Source organism: Falsiroseomonas sp. (assembly GCF_051859025.1).
Taxonomy (GTDB): domain Bacteria; phylum Pseudomonadota; class Alphaproteobacteria; order Acetobacterales; family Acetobacteraceae; genus Falsiroseomonas.
Map to the genome: position 1 here is coordinate 1 of NZ_JBHYGL010000013.1, position 26602 is coordinate 26602.

At 71.0% G+C, this 26602-nt stretch carries 27 protein-coding genes; 9 read left to right on the top strand and 18 right to left on the bottom strand.

Translation table 11 applies throughout. The features are described 5' to 3' along the window. Positions 1-189: 189 nt before the first annotated feature. The 8 genes from ACTIE5_RS14455 to ACTIE5_RS14490 form a co-directional block, all read right to left on the bottom strand. The gene (locus ACTIE5_RS14455) at positions 190-1053 is read right to left on the bottom strand and encodes a Bug family tripartite tricarboxylate transporter substrate binding protein (RefSeq protein ID WP_439550399.1); all 864 of its coding nucleotides are present in this window, start codon (positions 1051-1053) and stop codon (positions 190-192) included. Between the two features lie 172 nt (positions 1054-1225). Beyond that, a complete protein-coding gene (locus tag ACTIE5_RS14460) occupies positions 1226-1885 on the bottom strand; it encodes a potassium channel family protein (protein ID WP_439550400.1) in 660 nt (219 codons plus the stop codon). Positions 1886-1977: 92 nt separating this feature from the next. Next, positions 1978-3036 (bottom strand): mandelate racemase/muconate lactonizing enzyme family protein, encoded by a 1059-nt coding sequence (locus ACTIE5_RS14465; RefSeq protein WP_439550401.1) that lies wholly within the window; start codon positions 3034-3036, stop codon positions 1978-1980. A gap of 101 nt (positions 3037-3137) precedes the next feature. Continuing rightward, positions 3138-4016, bottom strand: a complete 879-nt coding sequence (locus ACTIE5_RS14470; protein ID WP_439550402.1) for a 3-hydroxybutyryl-CoA dehydrogenase — start codon at positions 4014-4016, stop codon at positions 3138-3140. A gap of 90 nt (positions 4017-4106) precedes the next feature. Then, entirely contained in the window at positions 4107-5027 is a 921-nt protein-coding gene (locus ACTIE5_RS14475) for an electron transfer flavoprotein subunit alpha/FixB family protein (RefSeq protein ID WP_439550403.1), read from the bottom strand. 2 nt (positions 5028-5029) lie between these two features. Continuing rightward, entirely contained in the window at positions 5030-5776 is a 747-nt protein-coding gene (locus ACTIE5_RS14480) for an electron transfer flavoprotein subunit beta/FixA family protein (protein ID WP_439550404.1), read from the bottom strand. Between the two features lie 136 nt (positions 5777-5912). Then, the gene (locus tag ACTIE5_RS14485; protein ID WP_439550405.1) at positions 5913-6107 is read right to left on the bottom strand and encodes a twin transmembrane helix small protein; all 195 of its coding nucleotides are present in this window, start codon (positions 6105-6107) and stop codon (positions 5913-5915) included. Positions 6108-6142: 35 nt separating this feature from the next. Continuing rightward, positions 6143-7375 carry an MFS transporter gene (locus tag ACTIE5_RS14490; RefSeq protein WP_439550406.1) on the bottom strand — a complete coding sequence of 411 codons (1233 nt, stop codon included), beginning with the start codon at positions 7373-7375 and terminating at the stop codon, positions 6143-6145. A gap of 116 nt (positions 7376-7491) precedes the next feature. Between ACTIE5_RS14490 and ACTIE5_RS14495 the strand changes: the two genes are divergently transcribed. Both ACTIE5_RS14495 and ACTIE5_RS14500 read left to right on the top strand, forming a co-directional pair. After that, positions 7492-9825 carry a mechanosensitive ion channel family protein gene (locus tag ACTIE5_RS14495; protein ID WP_439550407.1) on the top strand — a complete coding sequence of 778 codons (2334 nt, stop codon included), beginning with the start codon at positions 7492-7494 and terminating at the stop codon, positions 9823-9825. Positions 9826-9998: 173 nt separating this feature from the next. After that, positions 9999-10283 carry a hypothetical protein gene (locus tag ACTIE5_RS14500; RefSeq protein WP_439550408.1) on the top strand — a complete coding sequence of 95 codons (285 nt, stop codon included), beginning with the start codon at positions 9999-10001 and terminating at the stop codon, positions 10281-10283. Between the two features lie 47 nt (positions 10284-10330). Here the strand turns inward: ACTIE5_RS14500 and ACTIE5_RS14505 are convergent, their stop codons facing one another. Further along, positions 10331-11092: a hypothetical protein gene (locus ACTIE5_RS14505; RefSeq protein WP_439550409.1), complete on the bottom strand. Its 762-nt coding sequence runs from the start codon at positions 11090-11092 to the stop codon at positions 10331-10333. A 382-nt stretch (positions 11093-11474) separates the two neighbouring features. Between ACTIE5_RS14505 and ACTIE5_RS14510 the strand changes: the two genes are divergently transcribed. After that, positions 11475-11717: a hypothetical protein gene (locus ACTIE5_RS14510; RefSeq protein ID WP_439550410.1), complete on the top strand. Its 243-nt coding sequence runs from the start codon at positions 11475-11477 to the stop codon at positions 11715-11717. Between the two features lie 73 nt (positions 11718-11790). Here ACTIE5_RS14510 and ACTIE5_RS14515 read toward each other — a convergent pair whose 3' ends face one another. Beyond that, positions 11791-12306: a pyridoxamine 5'-phosphate oxidase family protein gene (locus ACTIE5_RS14515; protein ID WP_439550411.1), complete on the bottom strand. Its 516-nt coding sequence runs from the start codon at positions 12304-12306 to the stop codon at positions 11791-11793. A 293-nt stretch (positions 12307-12599) separates the two neighbouring features. On the opposite strand from ACTIE5_RS14515, the gene ACTIE5_RS14520 reads away from it, so the two are divergent. From ACTIE5_RS14520 to ACTIE5_RS14530, 3 genes are all read left to right on the top strand, one after another. Next, positions 12600-13634: an enoyl-CoA hydratase-related protein gene (locus ACTIE5_RS14520; RefSeq protein ID WP_439550412.1), complete on the top strand. Its 1035-nt coding sequence runs from the start codon at positions 12600-12602 to the stop codon at positions 13632-13634. A gap of 75 nt (positions 13635-13709) precedes the next feature. Continuing rightward, positions 13710-14777, top strand: coding sequence for a hypothetical protein (locus tag ACTIE5_RS14525; RefSeq protein WP_439550413.1), 1068 nt, complete (start codon positions 13710-13712; stop codon positions 14775-14777). Further along, positions 14774-15997, top strand: coding sequence for a hypothetical protein (locus ACTIE5_RS14530; protein ID WP_439550414.1), 1224 nt, complete (start codon positions 14774-14776; stop codon positions 15995-15997). Before ACTIE5_RS14525 ends, ACTIE5_RS14530 begins: the two co-directional genes overlap by 4 nt. An 88-nt stretch (positions 15998-16085) precedes the next feature. On the opposite strand, the gene ACTIE5_RS14535 is transcribed toward ACTIE5_RS14530, so the two are convergent. Then, positions 16086-16559: a PaaI family thioesterase gene (locus tag ACTIE5_RS14535; protein WP_439550415.1), complete on the bottom strand. Its 474-nt coding sequence runs from the start codon at positions 16557-16559 to the stop codon at positions 16086-16088. 70 nt (positions 16560-16629) lie between these two features. On the opposite strand from ACTIE5_RS14535, the gene ACTIE5_RS14540 reads away from it, so the two are divergent. Continuing rightward, the gene (locus tag ACTIE5_RS14540) at positions 16630-16881 is read left to right on the top strand and encodes a DUF6522 family protein (protein ID WP_439550416.1); all 252 of its coding nucleotides are present in this window, start codon (positions 16630-16632) and stop codon (positions 16879-16881) included. On the opposite strand, the gene motA is transcribed toward ACTIE5_RS14540, so the two are convergent. The 4 genes from motA to ACTIE5_RS14560 all read right to left on the bottom strand — a co-directional run bounded on the left by motA (position 16882) and on the right by ACTIE5_RS14560 (position 21451). Next, positions 16882-17748, bottom strand: a complete 867-nt coding sequence (motA, locus tag ACTIE5_RS14545; RefSeq protein WP_439550417.1) for a flagellar motor stator protein MotA — start codon at positions 17746-17748, stop codon at positions 16882-16884. It lies immediately after the preceding gene. Further along, complete coding sequence (locus tag ACTIE5_RS14550; protein ID WP_439550418.1) at positions 17745-18809, bottom strand: flagellar motor protein MotB; 1065 nt, start codon at positions 18807-18809, stop codon at positions 17745-17747. Before ACTIE5_RS14550 ends, motA begins: the two co-directional genes overlap by 4 nt. Positions 18810-18899: 90 nt before the next feature. After that, positions 18900-20318: a helix-turn-helix domain-containing protein gene (locus ACTIE5_RS14555; protein ID WP_439550419.1), complete on the bottom strand. Its 1419-nt coding sequence runs from the start codon at positions 20316-20318 to the stop codon at positions 18900-18902. Positions 20319-20791: 473 nt separating this feature from the next. After that, positions 20792-21451 carry a glutathione S-transferase family protein gene (locus ACTIE5_RS14560; RefSeq protein ID WP_439550420.1) on the bottom strand — a complete coding sequence of 220 codons (660 nt, stop codon included), beginning with the start codon at positions 21449-21451 and terminating at the stop codon, positions 20792-20794. A gap of 121 nt (positions 21452-21572) precedes the next feature. On the opposite strand from ACTIE5_RS14560, the gene ACTIE5_RS14565 reads away from it, so the two are divergent. Next, positions 21573-22316, top strand: coding sequence for a maleate cis-trans isomerase family protein (locus ACTIE5_RS14565; protein WP_439550421.1), 744 nt, complete (start codon positions 21573-21575; stop codon positions 22314-22316). A gap of 4 nt (positions 22317-22320) precedes the next feature. Continuing rightward, entirely contained in the window at positions 22321-23514 is a 1194-nt protein-coding gene (locus ACTIE5_RS14570; RefSeq protein ID WP_439550422.1) for an FAD-dependent oxidoreductase, read from the top strand. Between the two features lies 1 nt (position 23515). Here the strand turns inward: ACTIE5_RS14570 and ACTIE5_RS14575 are convergent, their stop codons facing one another. The 3 genes from ACTIE5_RS14575 to ACTIE5_RS14585 form a co-directional block, all read right to left on the bottom strand. Then, positions 23516-24487, bottom strand: coding sequence for a Bug family tripartite tricarboxylate transporter substrate binding protein (locus ACTIE5_RS14575; RefSeq protein WP_439550423.1), 972 nt, complete (start codon positions 24485-24487; stop codon positions 23516-23518). A gap of 52 nt (positions 24488-24539) precedes the next feature. After that, complete coding sequence (locus tag ACTIE5_RS14580; protein WP_439550424.1) at positions 24540-25520, bottom strand: threonine ammonia-lyase; 981 nt, start codon at positions 25518-25520, stop codon at positions 24540-24542. Beyond that, on the bottom strand, positions 25520-26602 hold a 1083-nt coding region (locus tag ACTIE5_RS14585; RefSeq protein WP_439550425.1), incomplete at its 5' end, for an NAD(P)/FAD-dependent oxidoreductase. The genes ACTIE5_RS14585 and ACTIE5_RS14580, both read right to left, overlap by 1 nt.

Genomic DNA, 26602 nt, shown 5'->3' on the forward strand with positions numbered 1-26602 from the left:
GGACCGCGAGGTTTCATCGGAAGGTGGGAGAGGGGCACCGAGCGCGCGCATGTTCGGCGCGACCGCGGTGCCCCTCTCCCACCTTCCGATCAATTCATGGGTTCAAAGGGCCCGCTGGCCCTTTGCGGGGAAGGGGTATCGGGGAAGGGGCGGAGCCCTTTCCCCGGGCCACTGGCGCAACCCCCAGCCTCACCCCCGCCGCATGGCCCCGCGGATCGCGTCCAGCAGCGTGTCCATGTCGCGTTGGAACGTCGGGCCGTTGGCGTAGCCGTCGGGGTCGCCGGCGCGTTCCATGAAGCGGCGCCATACGGGGGTGGACATGCCTTGCCGGAAGCGGTCGTGGAGGTAGGTGATCATGTCCTCGGTCATCCCCGCGGGGCCGACCCAGCCTTTCATGTTTTCCGCCACCAGGTCGCTGCCGAGTTCGCGCATGGTCGGCACGTTGGGGTAGGCCGGGTGACGTTCGGCGGTGGTGACGGCGAGGGGCAGCATGTCGCCGGAGGCGACGAGGCCGCCCAGTTCGTCGGAGGCCTGCACCGCCAGGTCGATCTGCCCGGCCAGCAGGGCCTGCTGCTGCGGTCCGCCGCCGGTGTAGGGGACGTGGAGCAGTTCGGTGCCGGTGGCGCGTTCGAACATGATGAAGATGGAATGCGACAGCGTGCCGACGCCGGAGGAGCCGTGGGTGATGCCGCCGCGGCTGGCTTTCGCGGCCTCGATCACCTGGGCGAGGGTCGTGAATTTGCCGCCGCGCCCGCGGGTGCAGATGAAGTGCGCGTTCCGGGTCAGGCGGATGACGGCGGAGAAGCTGCGCTTCGGGTCGTAGGGCAGTTCGCGATGGGCGGGGAGGGAGGTGCTCTCGGACCCGCCGGCCATCAGCAGCGTGTGCCCATCCGGTGCCGCGCGCGACACCTGTTCGGCGGCGATGGCCCCGCCGGCGCCCGGCCGGTTCACGACGACGAGGGGCACCGGGAAGGTGGCCGAGACCGCTTCCACGATGGTGCGGGCGATGATGTCCGTGCCGCCGCCGGGCGCGAAGCCGACGATGAGCTGCATCGGCCGGGTCGGTTGCCATGCCGATTGGGCACGCGCGGCGATGGGGAGGAGGAGGGGGGTAGCCAAGGGGGTAGCCAGCAGGCTGCGGCGCGTCAGGCGCATCGGACGGAATCTCCCAGGGGCGCCCTCTGCGGGGCGGATCGGGGAAGAATGGCGGCAGCGACGGGCCTGTTCAATCGCCGTCGTCGGGGATGTTCAGCAGTGCCCCGCAGGCCTTGCAGTGGACGGCGTCCGGGTCGTGGCGCCCCAGCCCGCAGGCCTCGCAGCGGAAGCGCACCTTGGTGGGCCGGAACAGCGCCTGGGCCAGGCGCAGGAACAGCGTGACGCCCGCCAGCATGATGACCACGGTGATGAGGCGCCCTGCCGTGCCGTGCAGGGTGATGTCCCCGAACCCCGTGGTGGTGAGCGCCGTGACGGTGAAATACAGCGCGTCCGCCCAGTCGGTGATGGCGGGGTTCACGCGGTGCTGGGTGGCGTGGACCACGCCGGTCATCACGATGATGAAGACGATCAGGTCCGCCGCCGCCACCACCGCTTCCTGGTTGCGCCGGAAGGCGGGCAGGTCCTGCCGCAGGTGTATGACCAGCCGGGCGGATCGCAGCAGCCGCAGGGTGCGCAGGCTGCGCAGGAAGCCCCATCCCGCGAAGAAGGGTGCCAGCAGGAAGGAGATGACGGCGAGCAGATCCGCGATTCCCGCGGGGTGCAGCAATTCGCGGCGGGCGGCGCGCGATGTCTTCAGCCGCACCGCCATCTCCGCCACCAGCACCAGGCCCACCAGGATATCGATCACCAGGACCGTGGTGGTTGCCGGTAGGAAGGATTCCAGGATCACCCAGCCCAGCGCCGCCAGGTCCAGCGTCAGCAGCCCATAGGCCGCCAGCGCCCCCGGCCGCCCGGCCAGGCCCTGGAACTGCGGCAGGGTGGTCAGGGCAGCAGCCCGAAGCCGACGCCGGGGGTTTCCGCCACCAGGATGCGCCCGCGATCGACGGTGGGGTGGTGCGCGAAGCGGTCCCGCAGCGCGGCATGGGCGCCATGGACTTCCAGCATCCCGCCATGGGCATGGCCGGCCATGGCGGGCAGGCTTGCGGCCTCGAACCCGCCGGCGCCGGTTACGGGCACGCCATGGGCTTCCGCCATCGCCATGATCCGCAGCATGGATGTGATGCCCCCGCAGAAGGCCGCGTTGGGTTGCAGGATATCGAGTGCCCCGGCCGAGAGCACGTCACGGAACCACGATGGCGCCTGCATCATCTGGCCGGAGGCGAGCGGGATGGCAGTGGAGCGGCGGAGTTCGAGGAGGGAGGGGATGTCGTTGTCCCGGACCGGTTCCTCGAAGAAGGCGATGTCGCAATCCGCCACCATCGCCGCCAGCCGCTTCGCCTCCGCGACCGTGAAGCCGCAATTGGCATCGAGCATGAGGGGCGCGTCGCCGATCGCGCGCCGCACGGCACGGATGCGGGCGGCGTCCTCGCTGATCGGCCGCCCCGTGCCTACCAGCAGCTTCACGCCGGCGAAGCCCGCCGCCAGCGCGGCCTCGCAGGCCGCCACCAGTTCCGCTTCCGTGAAGGCCGGCATCCCCGCGGTGGCGTAGGCGGGCACGGAATCCCGCGCGCCGCCCAGCAGCCGCGCGACGGGCAGCCCCAGCGCCTTTCCCTTGATGTCCCACAGCGCCAGGTCGAGTGCCGACAGCGCCGAGACGAAAGGCCCGGTGGCGCCGCGCGGGTTCAGCCGCTTCGCGACCATGCCCCGTAGCGCCTCATGCGCCATCGGGTCCTGCCCGGTGACGGCCTGCGCCATTTCACCGTTCAGCAGGGCCACGACCTGGGCGGAGAGGAAGCGCCCCGTCATCCCCTCCCCGAACAGCCCCGCATCGGTCTGCACGCGCAGCCGCACGAAGCTCAGGCTTTCCCGCCCCGCATAGGCATCGGCGGCCCGCGCGGGCTTCAGATGCTCGGCGGCGGCGGTGAGGGCCGTGATCTTCATCAGCGCGCGATGACTTGAGGCGGAATCGCCGAAAAGTCTGAATCGCGCGCTTCAGCAACAGCTGAACCGGGATGCGGGAGCGACAGCGAGCGCATGACGGTTCAGCGCGTGGGCTTCGGCGGCGTCACCGAATAGTCGTAGAAGCCCTTGCCGGATTTCCGCCCGAGCCAGCCGGCCTCGACATATTTCCGCAGCAGCGGGCTCGGCCGGTACTTGCTGTCGCCCATGCCGGCATGCAGCACCTCCATCACCGCTAGGCAGGTATCGAGGCCGATGAAATCCGCCAGTTCCAGCGGCCCCATCGGGTGGTTGCAGCCGAGCTTCATGCCCGTGTCGATGGAGACGATGTCGCCCACGCCTTCCTGCAAGGCGACGCAGGCCTCGTTGATCATCGGCAGCAGGATGCGGTTGACGATGAAGGCGGGGTAGTCGGCGGCGAAGGCGACGGTCTTGCCCATCCGCTCCGCCAGCGTGGCCACCGCCGCCACGGTCGCATCCTCCGTCGCCAGGCCGCGGATCACCTCCACCAGCTTCATCATCGGCACGGGGTTGAAGAAATGCATGCCGACGAAGCGCCCCGGCCGGTCCGTCGCCGCCGCCAGCCGCGTGATGGGGATGGAGGAGGTGTTGGACGCCACCAGCGCATCGGCGCGCAGATGCGGCGTCAGCGTCGCGAAGATCTTGAGCTTGAGGTCCTCCCGCTCCGTCGCCGCCTCGATCACCAGGTCGCAATCGCCGAAGGCCGCGTAGTCGCTCGTCGTCGCGATGCGGGCCAGGGACGCATCCTTGTCGGCGGCGGAAAGCGTGCCTTTCTGCACCTGGCGGTCCATGTTCTTCGTGATGGTGGCGATGGCCTTGGCGAGTGCCGCCTCCGCCACATCCAGCATCACCACATCGATGCCCGCCTGCGCCGCGACATGGGCGATGCCGTTGCCCATCTGCCCCGCGCCGATGATGCCAAGCCGCTGGATCGTCGCCATCAACCAAACCCCCCTGATACAGAAAAAGCCGGGGCAGCCCCCGAAGGAGCCGCCACCGGCGTGTCCGTCATTCCGCCGTGGCGGAAAACCCTACTTCCTGTCGAGCTCGGCCTCGAGTTCCGGGATGATCTTGAATACGTCGCCCACCAGGCCGTAATCGGCCACCTGGAAGATCGGCGCTTCCTCATCCTTGTTGACGGCCACGATGACCTTGCTGTCCTTCATGCCCGCGAGGTGCTGGATGGCGCCCGAGATGCCGAAGGCGATGTAGAGTTCCGGCGCCACGATCTTGCCGGTCTGGCCGACCTGCATGTCGTTCGGCGCATAGCCCGCATCGACCGCGGCGCGCGACGCACCGATGGCCGCACCCAGGCGATCCGCGACGCCTTCCAGGATCTTGAAGCTGTCGGAAGACCCCATGGCCCGCCCGCCGGAGACGACGACGCGCGCCGCCGTCAGCTCGGGCCGTTCCTGCTTCACGATCTCGGCGCCCACGAAGGTGGAGACGCCGGGGTTCGCCGCGGCGGCCGCATCCTCGATCGCGGCGCTGCCGCCCTCGGCCGGGATAGGGTCGAAGGACGCGGCGCGGACCGTCATCACCTTCTTCGCGTCGCTGGTGCGGATCGTGGCCAGCGCGTTGCCGGCATAGATGAAGCGGCGGAAGGTGTCGGGGCCTTCAACGCCCGCGACATCGCTGATGATCTGCACGTCGAGCAGGGCGGCGACGCGCGGCATCACATTCTTGCCGGCCGCGCTGCCCGGGGCGAGCAGGGCGTCATAGCCAGCGGCCAGGCTGACCAGCAGCGCCGCCACCGGCTCCGCCAGCGCCATGCTGTCGCCGGACGCGACCAGCACCTTCGCCACCCCCGGCAGCTTCGCCGCCGCTGCCGCGCCCTCGGCGCCCAGCACCAGGACGTGGATGTCGCCACCCAGCTTCTGCGCCGCCGCCAGCGCGCTGCGGGTGGGCTGGGAGACGGTTTCGCCGCGATCGGCAAGGACCAGGACGGCCATCTTCAGATCACCTTCGCTTCGTTGCGCAGCTTGTCCACGAGTTCGGCAACGCTGCCGACCTTCTTGCCCGCCTGGCGCTTCGGCGGTTCCTCCACCTTCAGCACCGTCAGCCGCGGCGTGACATCGACGCCGAGGTCACCCGGCTTCATCGTCTCGATCGGCTTCTTGCGGGCCTTCATGATGTTCGGCAGGGACGCGTAGCGCGGCTCGTTCAGCCGCAGGTCGGCGGTGACGATGGCCGGCATGGTCAGTGCCACCGTCTCCAGCCCGCCATCGACCTCACGCGTCACCCGGGCGGTGCCGTCCGCGATCTCGACCTTGCTGGCGAAGGTGCCCTGGCCCCAGCCCAGTAGCGCCGCCAGCATCTGGCCGGTGGCGTTCATGTCGTCATCGATCGCCTGCTTGCCGAGGATGACCAGCTGCGGGCCTTCCTTCTCCACCAGCGCCTTGAGGATCTTGGCGACCGCCAGGGGCTCCGTGCCCTCGGCCTCCACCAGGATGCCGCGGTCGGCGCCCATGGCGAGCGCGGTGCGGATCTGCTCCTGCGCCGCGGTCGGGCCGACGGAGACGGCGACGATTTCCGTCGCGATCCCCTTCTCCTTCAGGCGGACCGCTTCCTCGACCGCGATCTCGTCGAAGGGGTTCATGGACATCTTCACGTTGGCCGTCTCGACCCCCGTGCCATCCGCCTTCACGCGGACCTTCACGTTGTAGTCGACCACCCGCTTGACGGGGACGAGGATTTTCATCGGTTGCCGGATCCCTGGTCGGCGCCGGCGCAGATGCTGCCCCGGGCGCTAATCGCTGCCGCAAAAACGGGCCGGACCATAGGGCGGAGGGTCCGGCCGGGCAAGGCGCGGCGGCCCGGCCCGATGCTGCGCCTGCTCAGGCTTTGACGATCAGGAGCAGCAAAAACAGGACAAGCGTCACGCCCTGCATGACAACCCTGGCCCGCATGAGCTTGTTGGACCGAGTGCCGCCACCATCCTCGCTGCGGACCAGCCCCAGCATCCCCGCGAACATGACGCCGAGGGTGCCGAGCATGGAAAGGGCGACGAGAACCATCAGGAACGTGACCATGCGCGCAACATGGCATGGATGGCCCAGACGGCAAGCTAGCGGCGCGCCCCGTAGATCGCCCAGGCCCCTGCCAGCACCGCCGCCACGCACATCAGGAACCCCGCCTGGTAGCCCCCCGTCCCCGCGATCAGCAGGGAAAAGGCCGGTGGCGCCACCAGCATCGTGACCGCGAAGGCGAATGACAGGGCGGAGGTCGCGGCCCCCACCTGCCCCTGGGGCGCCAGGCGGGCGGCTTCCGCCAGCATGATCCCGTTCCAGCCGATGGCCGTCGCGCCCATCACCATGCCCGCCAGGGTCACGACCAGGATCGGCCAGCCGGCATCGGCGAAGGCCAGCACCCCGCCGGCGATTCCCGCCCCCAGCCCGCAGGCCACCAGCACGATCCGCGCGCCCCAGCGATCCGCCAGCAGCGCCCAGCCGATGCGCCCCACCACCCCCGCCGCCTGGGCCAGCGCCAGGTGCAGCCCCGCCTGGCCCAGCGCCACGCCCAGCGACGCCACCTGATAGGCCACGAAGAAGGTGGAGAAGCAGAACTGCGCCACCCCATAGCCGCAGGACATGGCCGCCAGCCGCGCCAGCGCCCGGTCCCGCCGCAGCATGGCGATGGAGGCCGCGGATTCCCGCAGCAGCCCGCCGAAGCCCGCCCCCGCGCCGCCCGGCGCATCCCGCCCCTGGTCCAGCCCGGCCCGCAGCGGCTGGATCGCCACCGCCACCACGAAGGCGATCGCCGCCATACAGAGGATGCTGGTCCGCCACCCCGCCACCAGCGCGATGGCCGGGGCAAGGGCCGCCACCACCATGGCGCCCAGCGGCACCCCCGCCTGCTTCAGGCTGAACACCAAGGCGCGCCGGCGCGGCGGCGTATGGGCGGCGATCAGGTGGCTGCCCCCCGGCGTCAGCGGCCCATGCCCCAGCCCCGCCACCAGGGCCGAGACCACCAGCGCCACCGGATGCCCCAGCGCCGCGATGGCTATCCCCACCCCCACCGCGACCATGCAGACCTGCAGCATCCGCACGCCGCCCCAGCGGCGGATCAGCGGCCCGGTGAAGGGGCCGGAGAACAGCGCGCCCAGATAGACCAGCGCGGTATGGAATCCCGCCAGGCTGGCCGGCACCCCGGTTTCCCCCGCCATGGCGGGCGCCAGCACCGGCACGGTCAGGAAGGCCCCCATCCCTGCCAGATGCGCCGCCAGCAGCGCGATCATGATGGTCCAGAGGGAAGGGGAGGGGCCCGGCACGCCCCCATCCTCCCCCGTGTCGCGCTGCACCGCAACACGGGTCCTGCCGGAGGCAGGCGGCAAGCCGTGCCCGGGGCATGAGGTAACGTGCCCCGACACATCCAAGGGTTGACCGCGCCCCCCCGGGCAGGGTGTACCCCTGCCCCATGCGCGCCCTCATCCGTGCCTTCCCCTTCCTCCTCCTCCTGCTCATCGCCCCCATGGCGCTGGCGCAGGCTCCGGCTGCCCCCGCGCCCTCCGCCTCCGCCACCAGCCCGGCGGAGCTGGACCGGCTGCTGGGCCTGCTGCGAGACGATGCCCGGCGGGCGGAGCTGATGCGGACGCTGGAGGCCCTTTCCGCCGCCCAGCGCAGCGGCACCGCCCCTGCTGCGACTCCCGCGGGAGCCACGCCAGCCGCCGCCGCCGCCCCCGCCGCCACGCCCGAAGCCGCACCGGCCGCCGCCGCGGAGCCCGCCCTGCTCGCGCCCAACACCCTTGGCGCCCAGTTGCTGATGGGCGCCCAGCAGCGCCTGCAATCCATCTCCGAAAGCATGGTCACCGCCGTCCAGGCCGCGACGGACCTGCCCGCTCTCTTCACCTGGCTGGGCGGCATGGCGCGGGACCCGGTGACGCAGACCCGCGTGATCGACGCGGCATGGAAGCTGGCGCTGCTGTTCGGCGCGGGCCTGGTGGCGGAAATCCTGGCGCGGCGGGGGCTCCGCCGCTGGTCCGACCGGCTGGATGCCATGGCGCCGCCGGCCGATGCGCGCTGGACCTGGGTGCGCCGCGTGCCCCTCGTCCTCGCCCGCTTCCTGCTGGACCTGGTCCCCGTCGCGGCCTTCGCCATCATCTCCTACGGCATGATCGGCTTCGTGCGGCCGCTGCCGACCACCGAACTCGTCCTGCTGACGGCCAACAACACCTACATGGCGCTGCGGGCCGTCATGGCCATGTCGCGCGTCCTCTTCTCCCCCAACTCCACCCATCTCCGCCTGGTGCCCAGCACGGACGAGACGGCGGCCTATGTCACCATCTGGGTCCGGCGCATCGTCGTGGTGGCGCTGCTGGGCTACGCCATCGCGGAATGCGGCCTGCTCTTCGGCATGCCCTGGGCGGCCTATGACGCGGTGCTGCGGCTCGCGCTGCTGATCGTCTCCCTCCTCCTCATCATCGTCATCCTCCAGAACCGGGAAGCCGTGGCCAATGCGCTGCGCGCGCCCGAACTGGCGGAAGGCGAGAAGCCCGACCGCATGCGCCTGCTGCTGCGCGGCCTGCGGGACCGGCTGGCGGATATCTGGCACCTGCTGGCCATCCTCTGGCTCATGGCGCTCTGGGGCGTCTGGGCGCTGGAGATCCGGGACGGCTTCGAACGCCTGATCCGCGTCTCCGCCACCACCATCCTGATCCTCGGCCTGGCCAAGCTGGCCGATGAGGTGATCCGCCGCACCATCGCCCGCGGCTTCGCCATCGGCCCCGACATGGCGCGCCGCTACCCCGGGCTGGAAGCGCGCGCCAACCGCTACCTGCCGGTGCTGAAGGGCCTGGTCACCGCCATCGTCGGCGTGCTGGCGCTGCTGTTCCTGCTGGAAAGCTGGGGCATCGAATCCTTCGCCTGGTTCCGCCGCGGCCAGCTTGGCGCCCGCCTGCTCTCCTCCCTCGTCTCGGTCGGCCTGACGGTGATCACCGCCATCACCGTCTGGGAACTCTCCAACGCCGCGATCGAGCGCTATCTCACCAAGCTCTCCCGCGATGCCAAGGCGGCGCGCAGCGCGCGCGTGCGCACGCTGCTGCCCATGCTGCGCACCGTGCTCTCCGCCACCATCCTGATCTTCATCGCGCTGAACGTGCTGACCGAGATCGGCGTGAACGTCGCACCGCTGATCGCCGGTGCTGGTGTCGTCGGCCTTGCCATCGGCTTCGGCTCCCAGACGCTGGTGCGCGACGTCATCACCGGCATCTTCCTGCTGTTCGAGGATGCGGTCGCGGTGGGCGACGTGGTGCAGGTGGGTGGCCTGTCCGGCGTGGTGGAACAGCTTTCCATCCGCTCCATCCGGCTGCGCGCCCAGGATGGCAGCGTCCACATCATCCCCTTCAGCGCCGTCACCACCGTGACGAACATGACGCGCGACTTCAGCTTCGCCGTCCTCGATGTCTCCGTCGCCTACGGCGAGGATACCGACCGCGTCGTGGCCGTGATGAAGGAGGTCGCGGCCGAGATCCGCGCCGATCCGAAATTCGCCCCCATCATCCGGGATGAGATGGAGGTGCTGGGCGTGGAACGCCTGGCCGATAGCGGCGTCCTCATCCGCGCCCGCATCAAGGGGGAGCCCACGGCGCGCTGGGCGGTGGGGCGGGAGTTCAACCGCCGCATCAAGCAGCGCTTCGACAAGCTGGGGATCGAGATTCCCTACCCCCACCAGAAGCTCGTCATCGACCGGGGCGAGAACAAGCACCCGGCCGAGGATTTGGCCGATGCCGCCCCGCCGAAGCCGGCATCCTGAGGCCGTGACACGGCCCGGCGCGGCTGCTAGCGTGACCCGGTGACGACGTTCCGGACCCTCAAGGGCCGAATTACCGGCCCGGCCGCCTGACCCCGTGCCCCCCGATGGGGGGCATGGTCGCGCGCTGCCGGGTGCCTGGTCCCTTCGTCCGCCCTTCCGGAGCCTTTTCCCCGATGTCCGATTCCCTTGGTAGCGAGGCGCTGGTCGCCGCGCGCTTTACCGTCAGTGCCGATGCCTCCCCCGGCCTGCTCTCCCGCATCCTCCAGCCCTTCGCCAAGCGCGACCTGGTTCCCGATCTCCTCCGCGCGACGCGGGAGGGCGACGCGATCCGGGCGGAGGTCGCGCTGCACGCCATGCCGCTCGGCATGGTGCACCTCGTCGCCGGCAATCTGGGCCAGCTCATCGGCGTGCGGCGGGTGGAGGCGATGGAAGGCCGCGTGGTGCGGCTGGCGGCGTAGGGGCTTCGGACACCTGGCGGCGGCCGCGCCCGGCGGCGCGACCGCTGTCAGGGGCCGTCTGCTTCGCCGGGTGGCCGCGATCGACCTGGGTGCGATAGCGCGGTTTCCGCCCAGGCCAGGCAAAGCCGGAGGATGATCGCGCCATAGGCTGCGTTCATATGCGCGTCGTCCACCACCGGCTCCGCCTGCCCTCTTGCGATACGTGGTGGCAGCGCGAAGTCGTTCCGCGTCAGCACGGGTGTGGCCAGCGTCTCTGGCGGCTGGTCGATCACGGCGAAGCGGCTGCCCGTCAGCCGGCGGACGCCCCGCCGCCAACTGGCGGCAAGGGCCGCCGCATCGCCCGTCGCCCGCATATCCACATAAGGCTGCCCCTTGCCGGCAACGCCCTCCACCCTGGCGACATAGAAAGGGGCGCTGACGAAGGCGATCGGCGCCGTCGGGGCCGCCGCCGCGAGGGCGTTGCCCAGGCGCCAGAGCGGCGTCTCTCGGAGCAGGCCGGCCACCGCCGTCTCGAAGCATGCATCGGAGACGAAGGGGACGACATGGCCGGGATTGGCATGCGACTCGCCGCGGCATGCCGCATAGGTACGGACCGCGATGTTGAAGGGCATGCCGCCCACGATGAAGAAGGCATCGTGGTCATCGATCCCGATCCCGGCGGCCACGCCCCAATCCTGCAGGCGCCGACGCAGGCGGGAGGAGGCGAAGGACGCGTGAAGGCGCCCATCGGCGATGGTGTAGTCGGTCGCGTCATAGCCGGCCGGCTTGAAGGTCAGGCTGCAGCCGGCGGCGTCCAACTCCGCCCGCATGTCCTGTGCTGCCGCGTGAAGTGCCACAAGATGCGACCGGCCGATGAACGCAAGCCGCATGGCGTCATGACCCCTTCCGCGAGGCGCGCCTGGTGGCGCGAGCGCGGCCAAACCGACCGACGCCATCAGCCGGAGCGTCTCCCGCGCCGGAACACCACCAGCGGAGGGCCCGAAGGTCTGGATCAGCGTTTGGCATCATCGACCGTCATGCAGGGGCCGGCGAACTCCTTAGCGCGAAGCACGCCCGGTTGCATCAAAAGGCCGCGACCCCGACGCGGCAGGGCAGGCGTTGCCAGGCGGGGCCGGGTGCCTGGCCTTCCTGCCCCGTAACGACACCGCCAGTCCGATTGAACCAGCCCTGCCGCGGGACCATTTCCCCCTCATGTCCTACCTGCTCGCCATCCTCGTCCCGCCGCTGGCCATCCTGTTGCAGGGGCGGCCCTTCCAGGCCGTCTTCAATGCCATCCTCTGGGTCGGCGGGCTGCTCTTCATCCTGCTGCCCTTCGTGGTCGGGCAGGGTGCCTGGCTGCTGGCGGTGATCTGGGCGATCGTCGTCGTCTACAACCGCCGCAGCGAGGCCCGCGACCGCCGCATGATCGAGGAGGCGCTGCGCCGCCGCGGCTGACAACCCCGCGGCCAGGGTCCCGCTGGGCCCTGGCAGCCGACCATGCCACGGGGGAACAGAGTTCCCCCGCGATCTACGCCCCGCGCTTGAACGCCACCTTGTCGTTGGCGCCGGCCTCCGGCGGCTCCCCCGTCAGCCGCGCCTTCACATAGCCATAGGCATGCACCAGCGTGGAATTGGGCGCGTCCCAGTATTCCGCGCCCTCGACCTCCACCTTCAGCAGCGCCGCCTTCGGATCCTCCGGCCCGCCCGGGAACCAGGTCCGCAGGTACTCGGACCACAATTCCGTCTGCTTCGCGGGATCGCGCACGACGCTCGCGGTGCCGGAGACGCTGACATAGTCCTGCGAGGACGGGTTCGAATAGGCCAGCAGCACCCGCCCGTCATGGCCGATCTCATCGGTCTTGGGGGAGGGCTGGCTGGTGAAGAACCAGAGCACGCCCTGGAACTCCTTCATCGTCACGGCCTGCATCGGCCGCCCGCGGAGGCCCCCGCTTTCATCGACCGTCACCATGATGGCGGTGCCGACATCCTTGATCATCTCCCAGACCTTGTCGCGCGCCGCCTGGTCCGTCCGCGTTTCCGTCATGCCCGGCTCCCCTTCTGGTTCCAGCGGCGCCAACGGCCCAGCACCCCCCGGGTTGCGCGCCCGTCGGCAACGGCCACATCGCCGGAACGGCCCATGTCGCGATCATTCCCCCTCCTCCCCCCCGGGCGGCGGCGCGCCAGGCCGGCCGCGTCGCCCGCTACTGCCGCTGGCTGGACCGGCTTTCCTGGTTCGATGAGGAGCGGGCGGAAAGCGGCCATGGCGCCCAGCCCGTCCATCGCGCTTTGGCGGACCCGGATGGCGGCCCGCCCTCCACAGACGTCATCCACCGCCTGATGCTGGAAGGCCTGGCGCTGCGGCCGGCGCCCCGCATGCTGGATGCCGGCTGCAGCTACGGCGCCACCATGCTGCACCTGGCGCCGAAGCTCGGCGGCGAATGGGTCGGCCTCACCCTCTCCCCGTCCAGGCCGCGCGGGGCATGGCGGTGGTGGCGCAGCGCATCCTGGCCGCCCGCGCGCCGATCTAGCGCCCCCCATCTGCCCTCCCCCATCTGGCAGCAGCGGGGAAGCGGGTTTACGCTCTCCCCCATGCCCCATCCGCACATCCTCCTCGCCCGCGACGGCGCCGTCGCCACCGTCACCATCGATCGCGCCGCCAAGCGCAACGCGATGGACCTGCCCATGTGGGTGGCACTGGCGGAGGCGATGGAGGAATGCTCCGCCGACGACGCCCTGCGCTGCGTCGTCATCCGGGGCGAGGGCGAGGAAGCCTTCTGCGCCGGCGCCGACATCGCCGCCTTCCAGACCGAACGCGGCACGCCGGAGCGGGAGGCCGAGTATGGCGCCGGCTTCGACCGCTCCATGGCCTCCATCCAGCGCTGCCGCCACCCCGTCGTCGCGGCCTGCCGCGGCTGGACCATGGGCGGCGGCGCCGGCATCGCCATCAAGGCGGATTTCCGCGTTGGCGGCCCGGCCACCCGCATCGGCATCCCGGCCCGCAACCTCGGCATCTGGTACGCCTATTCGGACCTCGACGCCCTGCTCCAGATCGCGGGCTATGCGGTGGCGATGGAGATGCTGATCGAGGGCCGGGTGCTGACCGGCCAGGAAGCCTATGACAAGGGCCTGCTGTCCCGCCTGGTGCCGGACCAGGATGTGCAGGCGGAATCCCTGGCGCTGGCGCATCGCATCGCCGCCGGCGCGCCGCTGTCCAACCGCTTCCACAAGCAGGCGCTGCAGAAGCTGCGCGGCGCGCTGCCGGTCACGGCCGAGGACGTCCGGAAGAACGGCGACTTCGCCTATACCGAGGACTTCAAGGAAGCGACCCGCGCCTTCCTGGAAAAGCGCAAGCCGGTCTTCCGGGCGCGCTGAGGGCCGCGGCGGCGCCGAACCTCGCCGCCGCCCGGCACACTTTCTTTACCCGCCCTGGCGCAGTTTGCAGCGCCAATGCCCGACCGAGACCTGACCTCCGCCGGATCGTCCTCCCAGGAGCGTCCCGCCACCCGTGCGGAACGTGGCATCTTCGTGCCCTTCACCGCGCCCATGCTGTGGGGCGGGCGGATCCGCCGCCTGCCGGGCAGCCCCCCGGAATTGCTGCTGCCGAGCCTGTCGGGCCGCGGCACCTATGTGCTGGACTGGCGATCGGCCGTCGCGGCCTGCACACCCTCCCTGCATGACCGCCAGCTCTGGGCGCGGCTGTCGCTGCTGCAGCACCCCACCCCGGCCGGCGTGCGGGGCGTGGTGCGCAAGGTGGCGCTGATGGGCCATGCCGGCCGCCCCGCCCAGGCGGCGGCGGAAGCCGCGCTGGAGGAACAGCGCATGGCCATCCAGGCGGTGAAGGCCACGCTGCAGGCGCGCCTGCCGGCCTCCCCGGATGCACCGACCGCGGCGCTGCTGGGCGGGCTCGCGGAAGCGCTGGCGGATTCCGGGATCGCCCCAGGGGTCGCCCCAGGGGCCGCCCCAGGCAGCCCCCCTGGCAGCCCCCCTGGCAGCCTCCCCGGCAATCCCGGGCCGCAATCCCGCCAGCTGGCGGGGCTGGAGGCGTTCTGCGACGACCTCTCCGCCTGGACGCGCCGCGTGCCGGCCCCCTCCGGGCGCAATGCCGGCCTCGTCGTGCTGGCGGCCGCCCGCTACAATCTGGCCGCCATCCGCGCCTGCCTCGCCGCCCTCTGGCCCCCGCTGGAGGACCTGCCCGGCCTGCTGGCCCGCGGCCCGGGAGCGGTGCGCCTGATGGTCGAACTGGCGGAACGCCCGGACTGGCTGCTGGATGGCTGGCCGCCGATCACCGCCCTCTGGGCTTCCGCCTCTGCCAGGGAACGCAGCGCCCTGGCGGCGGAGATCGCGGCGATCTTCCCCGTGCCCGCGCTGGAAACGGATCGCTGGCCCGGGGGCGCCATGGATTGGGACACGGTGCTGCGCGGCCGCCGCCTGCTGGGCTCGCTGCCCGTGCTGGCCGGCACCCGCCTGGTGGAAATGGCCGCGCGCAACGAAGACCTGCGGGCGCTGACGGCATGACCATGCCCGGCAGCCACGCGAAGAACCTCCGCGCCGCGCTGGTCGATGCGCCCGACCATGCGCTCGGCCGCGTCGTCGCCATGCTGGATGCGCTGCGCGACCGCAGTGAGGTCGACATCCTGCTGGACGGCATCCGCCCCCGGCTGCGCCGCCTGCGCCCGCAGCGCCCCGTCCGCCTGGCCCGCCTGCTGTGCCTGCCGCTGGAAGGCGTGCTGGTGAACCCGGGCGCCTGGCGGCAATCCCCCCTGCTGGTGCCCCGCAGCGCCATCCGCCCCATCACCGCCGCCGTCGCCGTCTCACTGGGTGAGATGGTGCTGGAGCTGGAGGTACTGGCCGCCGGCGGCAATCTGTCGGATGAGGCGCTGGTCCAGGCGCTGGGCGACCGCCTCTGGCCCGCCGCCGGCCGCGCCACCCTGCCGGCCCTGCCGGAAGGCTGGGCGGAGGCCGGCCTGCCCGACGACAGCGCCGCGCCCATGCTGGCGCTTTGCGGCGCCGTCTGGCGCAACGCCCCCGCCCTCTGGGCCGCCGCCTATCCCGGCGCCCGCGACGTGGCCGGGGAGCCCGAGATCCGTGCCGCGCTGGCGCCGCTGGCCGCCGAGGGCCGTGCCGCCCTGCTGGCCGGGCTGGCCCTGCTGCTGCGCGATTCCGCCCTGCCGGGTGTCGCCGTCAGCGTCGCCGGCAGCCTGATGCCGGCCGTGCAGCAGACCGCCGAACAGGAACTGGCCGCGGCCCTGACGCGCGACGCCGCGATGGTGGCCAGCGCGGCCTCACCCGGGGAAATGGCGGGCGCCGCGCAGCGCCTGGTCCGCCGGATGGAAGGGCTGGAATCGACGGACCACCCGATTGCCCGAGAACAGCGCCGGCAACTCGCGGCAACGCTGCGGCGGGAAGTGGGCTCGGCCTGCTACGCCCATTACGCCCGCGCCCTGGCCGAAAGCCTGCTGGCGGAGGCGACGCGCCTCGCCGCCGGTCCGCCCGCGACCGATGCGCAGGTGGCGGCGCTGGAACGCATGGCGCGGGACCTGCGCCGGCTGGAAGTGGCGGGCCGCCGCCTGGCCGCCGAGGCCGCCTTCGACCGCACCCTGTCCGACACCATCCGCCGCCTGCTGCCGCTTGCCGCCGGGCCCGGCGGGCTGGCACGGGTGGAAGTGGCGCGGCTGGTCGAAATGCTGGCCGGCCCCCAGGCCGCCCTGCCGCTGCTGGAGGAGGGGGAGGGCTGACGCCCCCCTTCGATCAACCCCGATCCCGTTATCCCCGATCCCGTTATCCCCGATCCCGTTATCCCCGGTCCCGTTATCCCCGGTCCCGTTATCCCCGATCCGGCGCGTTGGCCGGCTGGCCCTCATGCGTCTCGCTGCCCGCCCGCCAGCGATGCGTGGAGGAGCCGAAGGCCACCAGCTTGCCCTCGGCGTCGAACACCTCCGTCCGCACGAAGAAGATGTTGCGCCCCCGCGTCGCGACCCTGGCTTCCGCCACCAGGCGCCCGCCCTTCACCTGCCCCGTGAACTTGCAGTCGAGGTCGAGCGTCACGGCCTTGCGCAGATTGCCCGGCACGCTGCACCACAGCCCCGAATAGCCCGCCGCCTGGTCGATCATCGACAGCACCAACCCGCCATGGATGATGCCCGACCGGTTGCGGTGCTGGTCGCCGGCCTCGCACACCAGCCGCGCATGGCCCTCCGCCCAATGCTCCAGCCTGAGGCCGAGCAGGTCGTGATAGGGCGCGCCCTTCTCATCGAGGTCGGGCAGGGTGGCCGTGGAGGCTGGTGTCTGTTCGGTCATGCGCCCCCCGTGCCGCCCCGCGCGTCATCGGTCAAGCCGTGCCATGATGCGGGGGATGGGGAACGCAGCGATGATGGTGCCTGACAGGGTGGAGATCGACGCGACCGGGGACGCGGTGCTGAGCGCCGACCAGGCCGCTTCCCTGCTCGGCGTGTCGCTGCCCACCTTCCTCGCCGATCTCCGCGCCGGGATCGTCTATTCCGTCGTGGAGCGGGGTGAGGGTGCCGATGCCGGCACGCTCCGCCTCACGCTGCGCCGCCGCGGTACCGAACGCCGCCTGGTGGTGGAGGCCGCGACGGGGCGCGTCATCGCGGCGGAATAGCTACGCGATCTGCAGCCCCTGCAGCGCTTCCTCCAGCTCCTGGAAGGTCGGCATCGAATGGCTCGGCGCGGTCTTGCGCCCGGCTTCCACCGCCACCTGCGGCGCGTTGCCGTGCAGATGCGCCACCAGCACGGCGCGGATCACCTCGTAGAATTTGCAGTCATCCGAAATCACGCCGTTCAGCCGCGTCGCCATCGGCCCCATCACGCCATAGGCCAGCAGGATGCCGAGGAAGGTGCCCACCAGCGCGCCGCCGATCATGCCCCCCAGCACCGATGGCGGACTGTCGATCGAGGCCATGGTCTTGATGACGCCGAGCACGGCGGCGACGATGCCGAGTGCCGGCAGCGCATCCGCGGTGTTCTGGAAGGTGTGCGCGACATGCAGCTCCTCCTCCCGGATCTTCTTCAGCTCCTTGGACATGATGTCCTCGATCTGGTGGGGATCGTCGGCGTTCATGCCCACCATGCGGAGGTAGTCGCAGATCATCGTGACGGCGATCTTGTCCGCCAGGATCTTCGGGAATTTCTGGAAGGCCGCGCTTTCCTCCGGCTTCTCGATATGCGGCTCCAGCGCCATCGCGCCCTTCTGCTGCGCCAGCCGCACGAACCAATACAGCATCGACAGCAGGTCGATGTATTCGTGCTTGTGGAAGCGTTCGCCCTTGATGATCTTCCCGAAGCCGCCCAGCGTGTGCTTCACGCCATGCATGCTGTTGCCCATCACCAGCGCGCCGACCGCGGCGCCGCCGATCATCATCATCTCGAAGGGCAGCGCCTTCAGGATGATGCCGAACTTGCCGCCCGCGATGGTGTAGCCGCCGAACACCATCGCCAGCAGGAAGACAAGGCCGCCGATTGTCGTCATTGGGTCACGATCACCGGTTCGTTCTGCCGCAGCAGCGTGATGGAGACGCGCCGGTTGGCCGGCGCGTTGGGATTGTCCGGCATCAGCAGGTCCCGCTCCGCATTGCCCGTCACGCTGCGGATGCGCGCCTCCGGCAGACCTGATTCCGTCAGCAGGCGGCGCGTGACATTTGCGCGGTCGGCGGAAAGGTCCCAGTTCGACCGTTCGGTGCCGCCGCGGAAGGGCGTGGCATCCGTATGGCCCGCGATGGCGATCGGGTTGGGCAGCCGGTTCGCCACCTGCGCCACCCGCGCCAGCAGCACCCGCGCGCGGTCATTCGGCGCGGCGCCGCCCAGCGCGAACATCGGCGTGCGTTCCGCATCCACCAGCTGGATGCGCAGCCCCTGCGGGGTCTGTTCCACCAGCAATTGCCGGCCGAGCTCCGCCAGCGCGGGGTCCTGCGCCACCATCTGGCGGATCTCCTCCGCCGCGCGTTCGAAATCCTCCCTTTCCCGCCGCGCGGCCTCCGCGCGGAGCGCGGCATCGTTGACGGCGCGGAGTGCCGCGTCGCTCAGCGCCCGCGCATCGCTCTCCGTGCCCTCGCCCAGCCGGCGCGGATCGGCATCGCCGGTTTCCGCATCGATGCGCGCCTGGCGCACGCGGCGCGGCGTCGCATCCTCATCCTCGCCATCCGGGCCGTCGCGCATCGGTGTGGGGCGGGCGACCTGCTCCGTCTCATCCTCCACATCCACGTCGGACAGGACAGGGACGCGGCCGCGCTGCACCGTGACGGCGCCCGCTTCCTGTGCCATCGGCGTGCTTTCATGGGGCGTGCGGCCGCCGAAGGGCTGGCCCGATCCGGTCAGCTGCGCGCCCATCACGTTGGTCGGCGCGAAGTAGTCGGCAAGGCCGCGGCGCTGTTCCTCCGTCGTCGCGTTCAGCAGCCACATCAGCAGGAAGAAGGCCATCATCGCCGTGACGAAGTCGGCATAGGCTACCTTCCAGGCACCACCATGGTGCCCGTGCCCGCCTTCCTCGATCCGCTTGATGACGATCGTGCCGCCACCCTTGCCCTTCGCCATGCGCTGCCCAGGATCTTCCCGTTCCTGGTCATCGATAACGCCCGCCCGGTTAAGGTCGCACTAAGCGGCCATCCCTTCGGGCACGGCGCCTCAGCCCTTCGCCTCCGGCACCAGGCGGCGCGCCGGCTCGAACCGCCAGGGGCTTGCCCCATCCTCGTTCGGGTCCAGTGCCAGGCGGTGTTCCAGTGGCGGGAAGGCGCGGCTGCGGCACTCCGCGCGTTCGCACAGCCGGCAGGACAGGCCGATGCCGACGGCGGCGGAGCCGAGGTCGATCCCGTCCGCATAGACGACCTCCGCCGCCCGGCCGATGTCGCAGCCCATCGCCACCACATGCACCGGCGCGGGTTCGCCCCAATGCGTGGTCGGGCTGGCGATGGCGCGGGCGAAGGTCAGGAAGGTGGCGCCATCCGGCAGCTGCGCCACCTGCACCCGCGTCGTCGCCGGCGTGGCGAAGGCCTGGTGGACGATCCATTTCGGGCAGGAACCGCCGAACCGGGCGAAGGGAAACCCCGCCGCCGAGAAGCGCTTGTCCACATTGCCCGCGGGATCGACGCGCAGGAAGAAGAAGGGCACGCCCCGCGCATCCGGCCGCTGCAGCGTCGAAAGCCGGTGCGCCGCCTGTTCGAAGGAAACGCCGAAGCGCGCCGCCAGCGCCTCCACCTCATGCCGCAATTCCCGCGCCGCCTCCAGGAAGGGCAGGTAGGGCATCAGCAGCGCGGCCGCCGCGTAGTTCAGCAGGCCGAGCCGGATCAGCGCCGCCGCCTCCTGGCTGCTGGGTTCCGCCGGCGCCACGACGGATTCGACGATCTCCCTGGCCTCCAGCAGCATCAGCTGGAATGCCATCTGGAAGCCGCGGCTTTCCCGCGGCAGCGATTCCGAGAGGTCGAGCCGCCGCGATGCGGGATCGTAGCGACGCAGGCTCGCCCCCAGCGGCCCGACATGCACCGTCAGCCCATGCGTGCGCCGCAGGCGTTCCGCGATGGCGTGGTTCATCTCCGCCGGCGTCGCGCGCAATTCGTCGCCGATCTGTTCGGCAATGCTTTCCAGCTGATGGAAATGGTTGGCGCGGTCATGGAAGAAGTCGCGCGCCTCCTCCGTCGGCAGCAGCATCCGCCGCCCCGTCGGCAGCGCGATGCCCGATGCATCCTCCCGCGCCACGCGCCAGGCGCGATACAGCGCCAGCATCGCGCGCGCCGCATTCGGCGCGCTGGCGGCGAGTGTCGCGATCTCGCCCTCCGGCATTTCCTCCAGCCCCAGCAGCGGGTCCGACAGCACCTCCCGCAGCCCCGCCTCGGTCTGGCGTTCGCGTGAACCGGAGAGGGAAGGGAGGTCCACCGACAGCGTCTCCCCCAGCTTGATGAGGAGGCTGGCGGTGACGGCGCGCTGGTCGTGCTCGATCAGGTTCAGGTAGCTGGCGGAAATGCCGAGCCGCACGGCCAGCGCCTGCTGCGTCAGCCCCTTTTCCATCCGCAGCCGCCGGATGGTGCGGCCGATCAGCGGGCGGGCCATCTTGTGGATCCTTTACGGATTTTCGGCCCTGCACGGTGAAGCCGGCCACGCCCTTGCCGTGGCGACCCCAGGATTCCCCCTGCGATCCCCCCGTGCAAGGTGAATTATTGACAGGCGCCGCGACGATGGCGGCTTCGGCCATGGGCGCGGGCCCGATCCCGGCGGGAAGGCTCCGGCATCGAGCCTTCACGGAAAACCGGCGGCCGCGGGGGTTCAACCGGACGCAGGGGCAGGGCATGGTCACTACAACCCGCCAATCGAATCGCGGGAGCCTTCGGAGTGCGTCCTGATGCGTCGTGATCACCTGTTCGGCCGGCTTTCCCGGCGGGAACCTCGCCCTGTGGCGGGGGATGCCCCCCCGCAGCCGCCGGAGGCCCTGAAGCCGGCTGTCGCGGAACCCCCGCCCGTCGTCACCCAGGAACCCCCCGAGAAAGCCTCCCAGGTGGCTCCCCGGGCCGCCTGAGGCCGCCCTCTCAGGCCGGTTCCTTCTCCCGCATCGCCATCATGCGCTGGCAGGCCGGGCGTGCCTGGCAGGAGGCCAGCCAGGCGGCGACGCGGGGCGCACCCTCGAACAGGCTGCGCGCCGGCAGGGCGTAGCGCACCACCTCCGCCAGGTTGATGTCGGCGACGGTGAAGCGCGCGCCCACCAGGAAGCCCGTGGCGGCCAGCGCGGTGTCCAGCACCGCGAAGGGCGCCCGCAGCGCCGCGACCGCGGCCTCCGCCTTCGCCGCATCGCGTTCCGCCGGCGGCTTCGCGGCCATGTTGTAGAGAATCTCGATGCTGTGCGGCTCGACCTCCGTCGCCGCCCATAGCGACCACATCCCCATCAGCCCATCCTCCGCCACCGTCGCGGGGCCGAGCGTCCCGCCCACCTTCTTCGCGAGGTAGAGGTTGATCGCCAGGCTCTCATGCAGCACCAGGCCATCATCCTCCATCGAGGGGATATGCCCGTTGGGATTGATGGCTAGGAAGGCCGGTGACCGCGTGTGCATCGGTGCATCCGCCGCATCGGGGTCCGCCAGCCGATAGGCCTGGATCACCGGCACATGGCGGTATTCCCCGCCCATCTCCTCCAGCAGCCAGAGGTTCCGCGAAGCGCGCGACCGCGCGCAGCCATAGAGCGTGATCGCCATGCCGCCATCTCCCGTGTGATGGCGCGATCTTCAAGGCGGCGACGGGGATGCGCAAGGCACCGGCTTCCGGCCCGTCCCGCCGCGATGCTAGCCTTCCGCGACATCATTCAGGGGATGACGCATGGCGGATGCGCTGGGCTGGCGGAAGCGGATCGGCTTCGTGGTGCCCTCCACCAATACGACGGTGCAGCCGGAGGTCGATGACCTGCGCCCGCGCGGCGTCACCTTCCACCTCGCGCGCGTCTCCATCAAGGAACGCCCGCTGACCTCCGAACAGGCGTTTCTCGAACACGTCCAGGCGATGCGGGACGGCCTCGGTTCCGCGATCGAGCAGGTGATGACCTCCGCCCCCGATCACCTGGTGATGGGCGTGGCGCTGGAAGCCTTCTGGGGCGGCGTCGCGGCGTCCCAGAAGCTGGAGGCGGAACTGGCGGAGAAGGCCGGTGTCGGCATCACCATGGGCTCCACCGCCACCGCCGCCGCGCTGCGCGCCTTCGGCACGACGAAGATCGCCATCCTGACACCGCACCAGCCCCGGGGCGATGAGATGGTGCGCGCCTGGTTCGTCGAATCCGGCTTCGACGTGCTGCGCCTCAAGGGCCTGAAATGCCCCTCGCCGCGTGAGATCGCGCATGTCCAGCCCGCGACCATCCGTGACTCGCTGCGCGAACTCGATGGCCCGGATGTGGAGGCCCTGGTCGTCGTCGGCACCAACCTGGCCGGCGCCGCCGTGGCGGCGGAAGGTGAGCGCTGGCTCGGCAAGCCCGTGCTGGCCATCAACACCGTGCTGACCTGGCACGCGCTGCGCGCCACCGGTATCGAGGATCGCATCATTGGCCATGGCCGCGTGCTGGAGGAATTCTGATCCCGTGGCCGCGCCCCTCGTCATCATCGCCGGCGCCGGCCCCGCGGGGCTGACGGCGGCGCTCTTCCTCGCCCGCGCGGGCGTCGCGGTGCGCGTGCTGGAACGCCACACCGGACCCTTCGAGGACCCCCGCGCCGCCACCATCCATCCGCCCACGATGGAGATGTATGCGGAATCCGGCGTGACCGCCGACCTGCTGGCCCAGGGCATCCGCGCGCCAATCTGGCAGTTCCGCGGGCGGGCGGAGGGCGTGGTCGCCGAATTCGACCTCGGCCTGCTGGCCGATGTCACGCCCTTCCCCTTCCGCCTGCAATGCGAACAGCACAAGCTCTGCCGCATCCTGCTGAACCACCTCTCGCGCCACGCCCATGCCGAAGTGGTCTGGGGCGTGGAGGTCGCCAACGTCACCCAGGATGCCGACGGCGTCAGCATCGAAGCCGCCGATGGCACGACCCATCGCGCGGCCTATGTCATCGGCGCCGATGGCGGCCGCAGCGTCGTCCGCAAGTCGCAGGCGATCGCCTTCGAGGGCTTCACCTACCGTGAACGCTTCCTCGTCGTCACGACGACGGAGGGCATGGCGGAGAAGGGCTACGCCATCTCCTCCTACGTCTCCGACCCCGTCACCTGGTGCGCGATGTTCAAGGTGCCCGGCAAGGCGCCACCGGGCCTGTGGCGCATCGTCTTCCCGACGGATCCCGATGCCGAGGAAGCGAGCCTGTTGGAGTTCGCGTCAGCGCGTGACCGCGTCCGCGCGCTGATCCCGCAGGATGGCGACTTCCCCGTGGTGCACACCAACCTCTACGCCGTCCATCAGCGAGTCGCCGCCACCTTCCGCCAGGGCCGCGTGCTGCTGGCCGGCGATGCGGCGCATGTGAACAACCCGCTCGGCGGCATGGGCATGAATTTCGGCGTGCATGACGCCATTCTCGCCGCCCAGCGCATCGCCGCCGTGCTGGATGGCGGCGCGGATGACCTGCTGGACCGCTACGACCGGCAGCGCCGCCACGTGGCGGAAGCCTTCCTCCAGGCCATGACCATCGCCAACAAGAAGAACCTGGAGGAGAAGGACCCCGTGGCCCGCACGGCGAGGCTCGCGGAGTTGCGCGCGACGGCGGCCGATCCGGCGAAGGCGCGCGCGCATCTGCTCAAGACCAGCATGATCGAAGGGGTGCGCGCGGCGGCGGCGGTGGCGTGAGCTACTGCAACCGTATCCCCGCCACGCGCACCACCTCGTTCCACCGCGCCACATCGGCGCGCAGGCGCGCGGCGAAAGCCTCCGGCCCCTCGCCCAGCGGATCGGCGCCGATCCGCGCCATGCGTTCCTGCACCGCGGGGCGTTGCAGCGCACCCGCGATGATGCCGTGGATGCGCGCCACCAGCGCCGGCGGCATGCCCTTCGGCCCCATCAGCCCGTTCCAGGTGATGGTCTCATAGCCCGGCACCAGGCTCGCGATGGTCGGCACCCCCGGCAGCTGCGCGCTGGCCTCCAGGCTCGATACGCCATGCAGCCGCACCGCCGCGCTCTGCGCATGCGGCACCGCCTCCGACAGATTGGCGAACATCAGCGGCGCATTGCCCGCGATCACATCCGCCAGCGCCGGCGCGCCGCCGCGATAGGGCACGTGTTCCGCCTGCACGCCGATGCGTTGCAGCAGCAACTCCATCGACAGATGCTGGAAACTGCCGACCCCGCCCGAGGCATAGGCAAACCGCCCGCTGCGCGCGCGCATCCAGGCGATCATGGAGGCGAGGTCCGTCGCCTCCACGCTGCGATGGCTCATCAGCACGAAGGGATTGGTGCCGAGATTCACGATCGGCGTCACATCGGCGACGGGATCGAAGCGCGGCGGCTGCGCCATCGCCACCGGCGCCACCGCCAGCACGGCGACCGCCACCATCATCAGCACATGCCCGTCGGGCGGCGACCGCACCAGCGCATCCGCCGCCAGCAGCCCGCCCGCACCGGTGCGGTTCTCCACGACGAAGGAGGCCCCGGGCAGCGCCTCCTGCAACAACTCCGCCGAGAGCCGCGCCAGGCCGTCCGTGTTCCCCCCTGGTGCGAAGGGCACCAGGATGCGGACGGGCCTGTCAGGCCAGGGCGCCTGCGCGCGGGCGAGGCAGGGCAGGGCCAGCGCTGCGGGCGCGGCGAGCAGGGCACGGCGATGCATGGGTGTCTCCGGCGTTACAGCCCGCATTATGCACGCAGCGGGCCAATCCGCTTCAAGCGGCAAGCGCCTCTGCGAAAACAGCCGGGTCCACATTCCCCCCGCTGACGACGATGCCGACCACCTTGCCCCGCGCATCGACCTTGCCCGCCAGCACGGCCGCCAGCGCCACGGCGCCGCCGGGCTCCACGACGATCTTCAGGTGTTCGAAGGCGAAGCGCATCGCCCGGAACACCTCCGCTCGTGTCACCACCACCGCGCCCGCCAGGCGTGGCTGGTTCACCGCGAAGGTGATCTCCCCCGGCCGCATGGACAGCAGCGCATCGCAGATCGTCTCGCCCCGGCCGTCATTGGCGATGCGCGCGCCGGCTTCCAGGCTGCGCTTCGTATCGTCCCACCCCTCGGGCTCCACCGCCCAGATGGCCGTGCCCGGCGATGCCCCCTCCGCCGCCAGCGCGCAGCCCGCGATGAGCCCGCCCCCGCCCGTGCAGACCGCCAGCGCAGCCAGCGTCAGGCCGGCCGCCTTCGCATCCTCGAACAATTCCAGCGCCAGCGTGCCCTGGCCGGCGATGACGTCCGCGTGGTCGAAGGGCGGCAGCACGGTGCCGCCGCGTTCCTCCGCCAGCCGCGCGGCCAGCGTCTCCCGGTCCGTCGTCTTGCGGTCGAAGAAGGTGATCTCCGCGCCCCAGCGCCTGGTGCTCTCCACCTTGATGGCGGGCGCATCCATCGGCATGGCGATCAGCGCCGGCATCCCCAGCATGGCGGAGGCACAGGCCACCGCCTGGCCGTGATTGCCGGAGGAATGGGTGACGACGCCCGCGACCCGCGCCGCATCCGGCAGCCGCATCGCCGCATTGGTGGCGCCGCGCAGCTTGAAGCTGCCGGTGCGTTGCAGGACTTCCGGCTTCACCAGGATGGTGCCGCCCGTCATCTCATCCAGCAGGCGGTGGCGCAGCATCGGCGTGCGCACGATATGCGGCGCGATCCGCGCGGCGGCGTCCCGCACATCCTGGGGCGTCGGCAGGGAACCACTCATCACGCATTGCTCCTGAACCGGTTGGGGTCCGCCAGCGTCGCCACCGGCAGCACATCGTCATCCACATGGCCCGCGATGATCCCCGCCACCAGCCGCCCTGCCGCCGGCGCGGTCTGGATGCCGTAGCCGCCCTGGCCCACCAGCCACAGGAAGCCCGGCGCCGATCGTTCGAACCCGATCGCCAGGCTCCGGTCCGGCGTGAAGCTGCGCAGCCCCGCCCAGCGGTGCTCCACGCGGTTCACCGGGATGTCCAGTGCCTCCTGCATCCGGTCCACCGCGATGGCGACGTCGATCTCATCGGGCTGCACGTCATGCGGCGTCATGTCCGTCTCATCGGCGGGCGACACCATGAGTTTCCGCCGCGCCTCCGGCCGCGCATACCAGCTGTGGTCCGCATCGCCGAGCAGCGGCCAGCTTCTGCAATCATGCTCGCCGGGATCGACGATCAGCGCCGTGCGCCGCTTGGGTTGCAGCCCGATGGGTGCCACGCTCGCCACCACCGCGACTTCATCCCCCCAGGCGCCGGCGGCATTCACCAGGACCTTCGCGCGATGCACCGCGCCATCGCTGGCCTGCGCGTGCCAGCGCCCGCCCTCATGCCAGATGCGCCCCGCGCGGTGCCGCAGCGCCAGCATGCCGCCGCCCGCGCGGGCCGATTTCAGGAAGCCGCTGTGGAGGGAGGCGACCTCGATGTCGAAGGCATCGCGCTCGATGCTCGCCATCGCCGCGTAGCCGGGCCTGAGGGCCGGCACCATCGCGGCCACCTCCGCGACGTCGATCTCCTCGATCTCCGCCCCTTCGGCGATCATCTGCCGCAGATGCGCCACCTGGCCGGGCGGCGCCAGATTCACCACCGGCCGGTTGCTGATCAGCGGGCCGGGCGCGAAGCCTTCCGGCGGCTTCTCGAAGAAGGCGCGGGACGCGCCGGACAGGCGCCGCACATCGGGCGGGCCGTAGTTCAGGATCCACAGCGCGGCGGACCGCCCGGTGCTGTGGTAGCCCGCACTTTCCTCGGCCTCCAGCAGGGCGGTCTTCAGGCCGCGCCAGGCGCAATGCGCGGCGGCGGTGGCGCCGGCCATGCC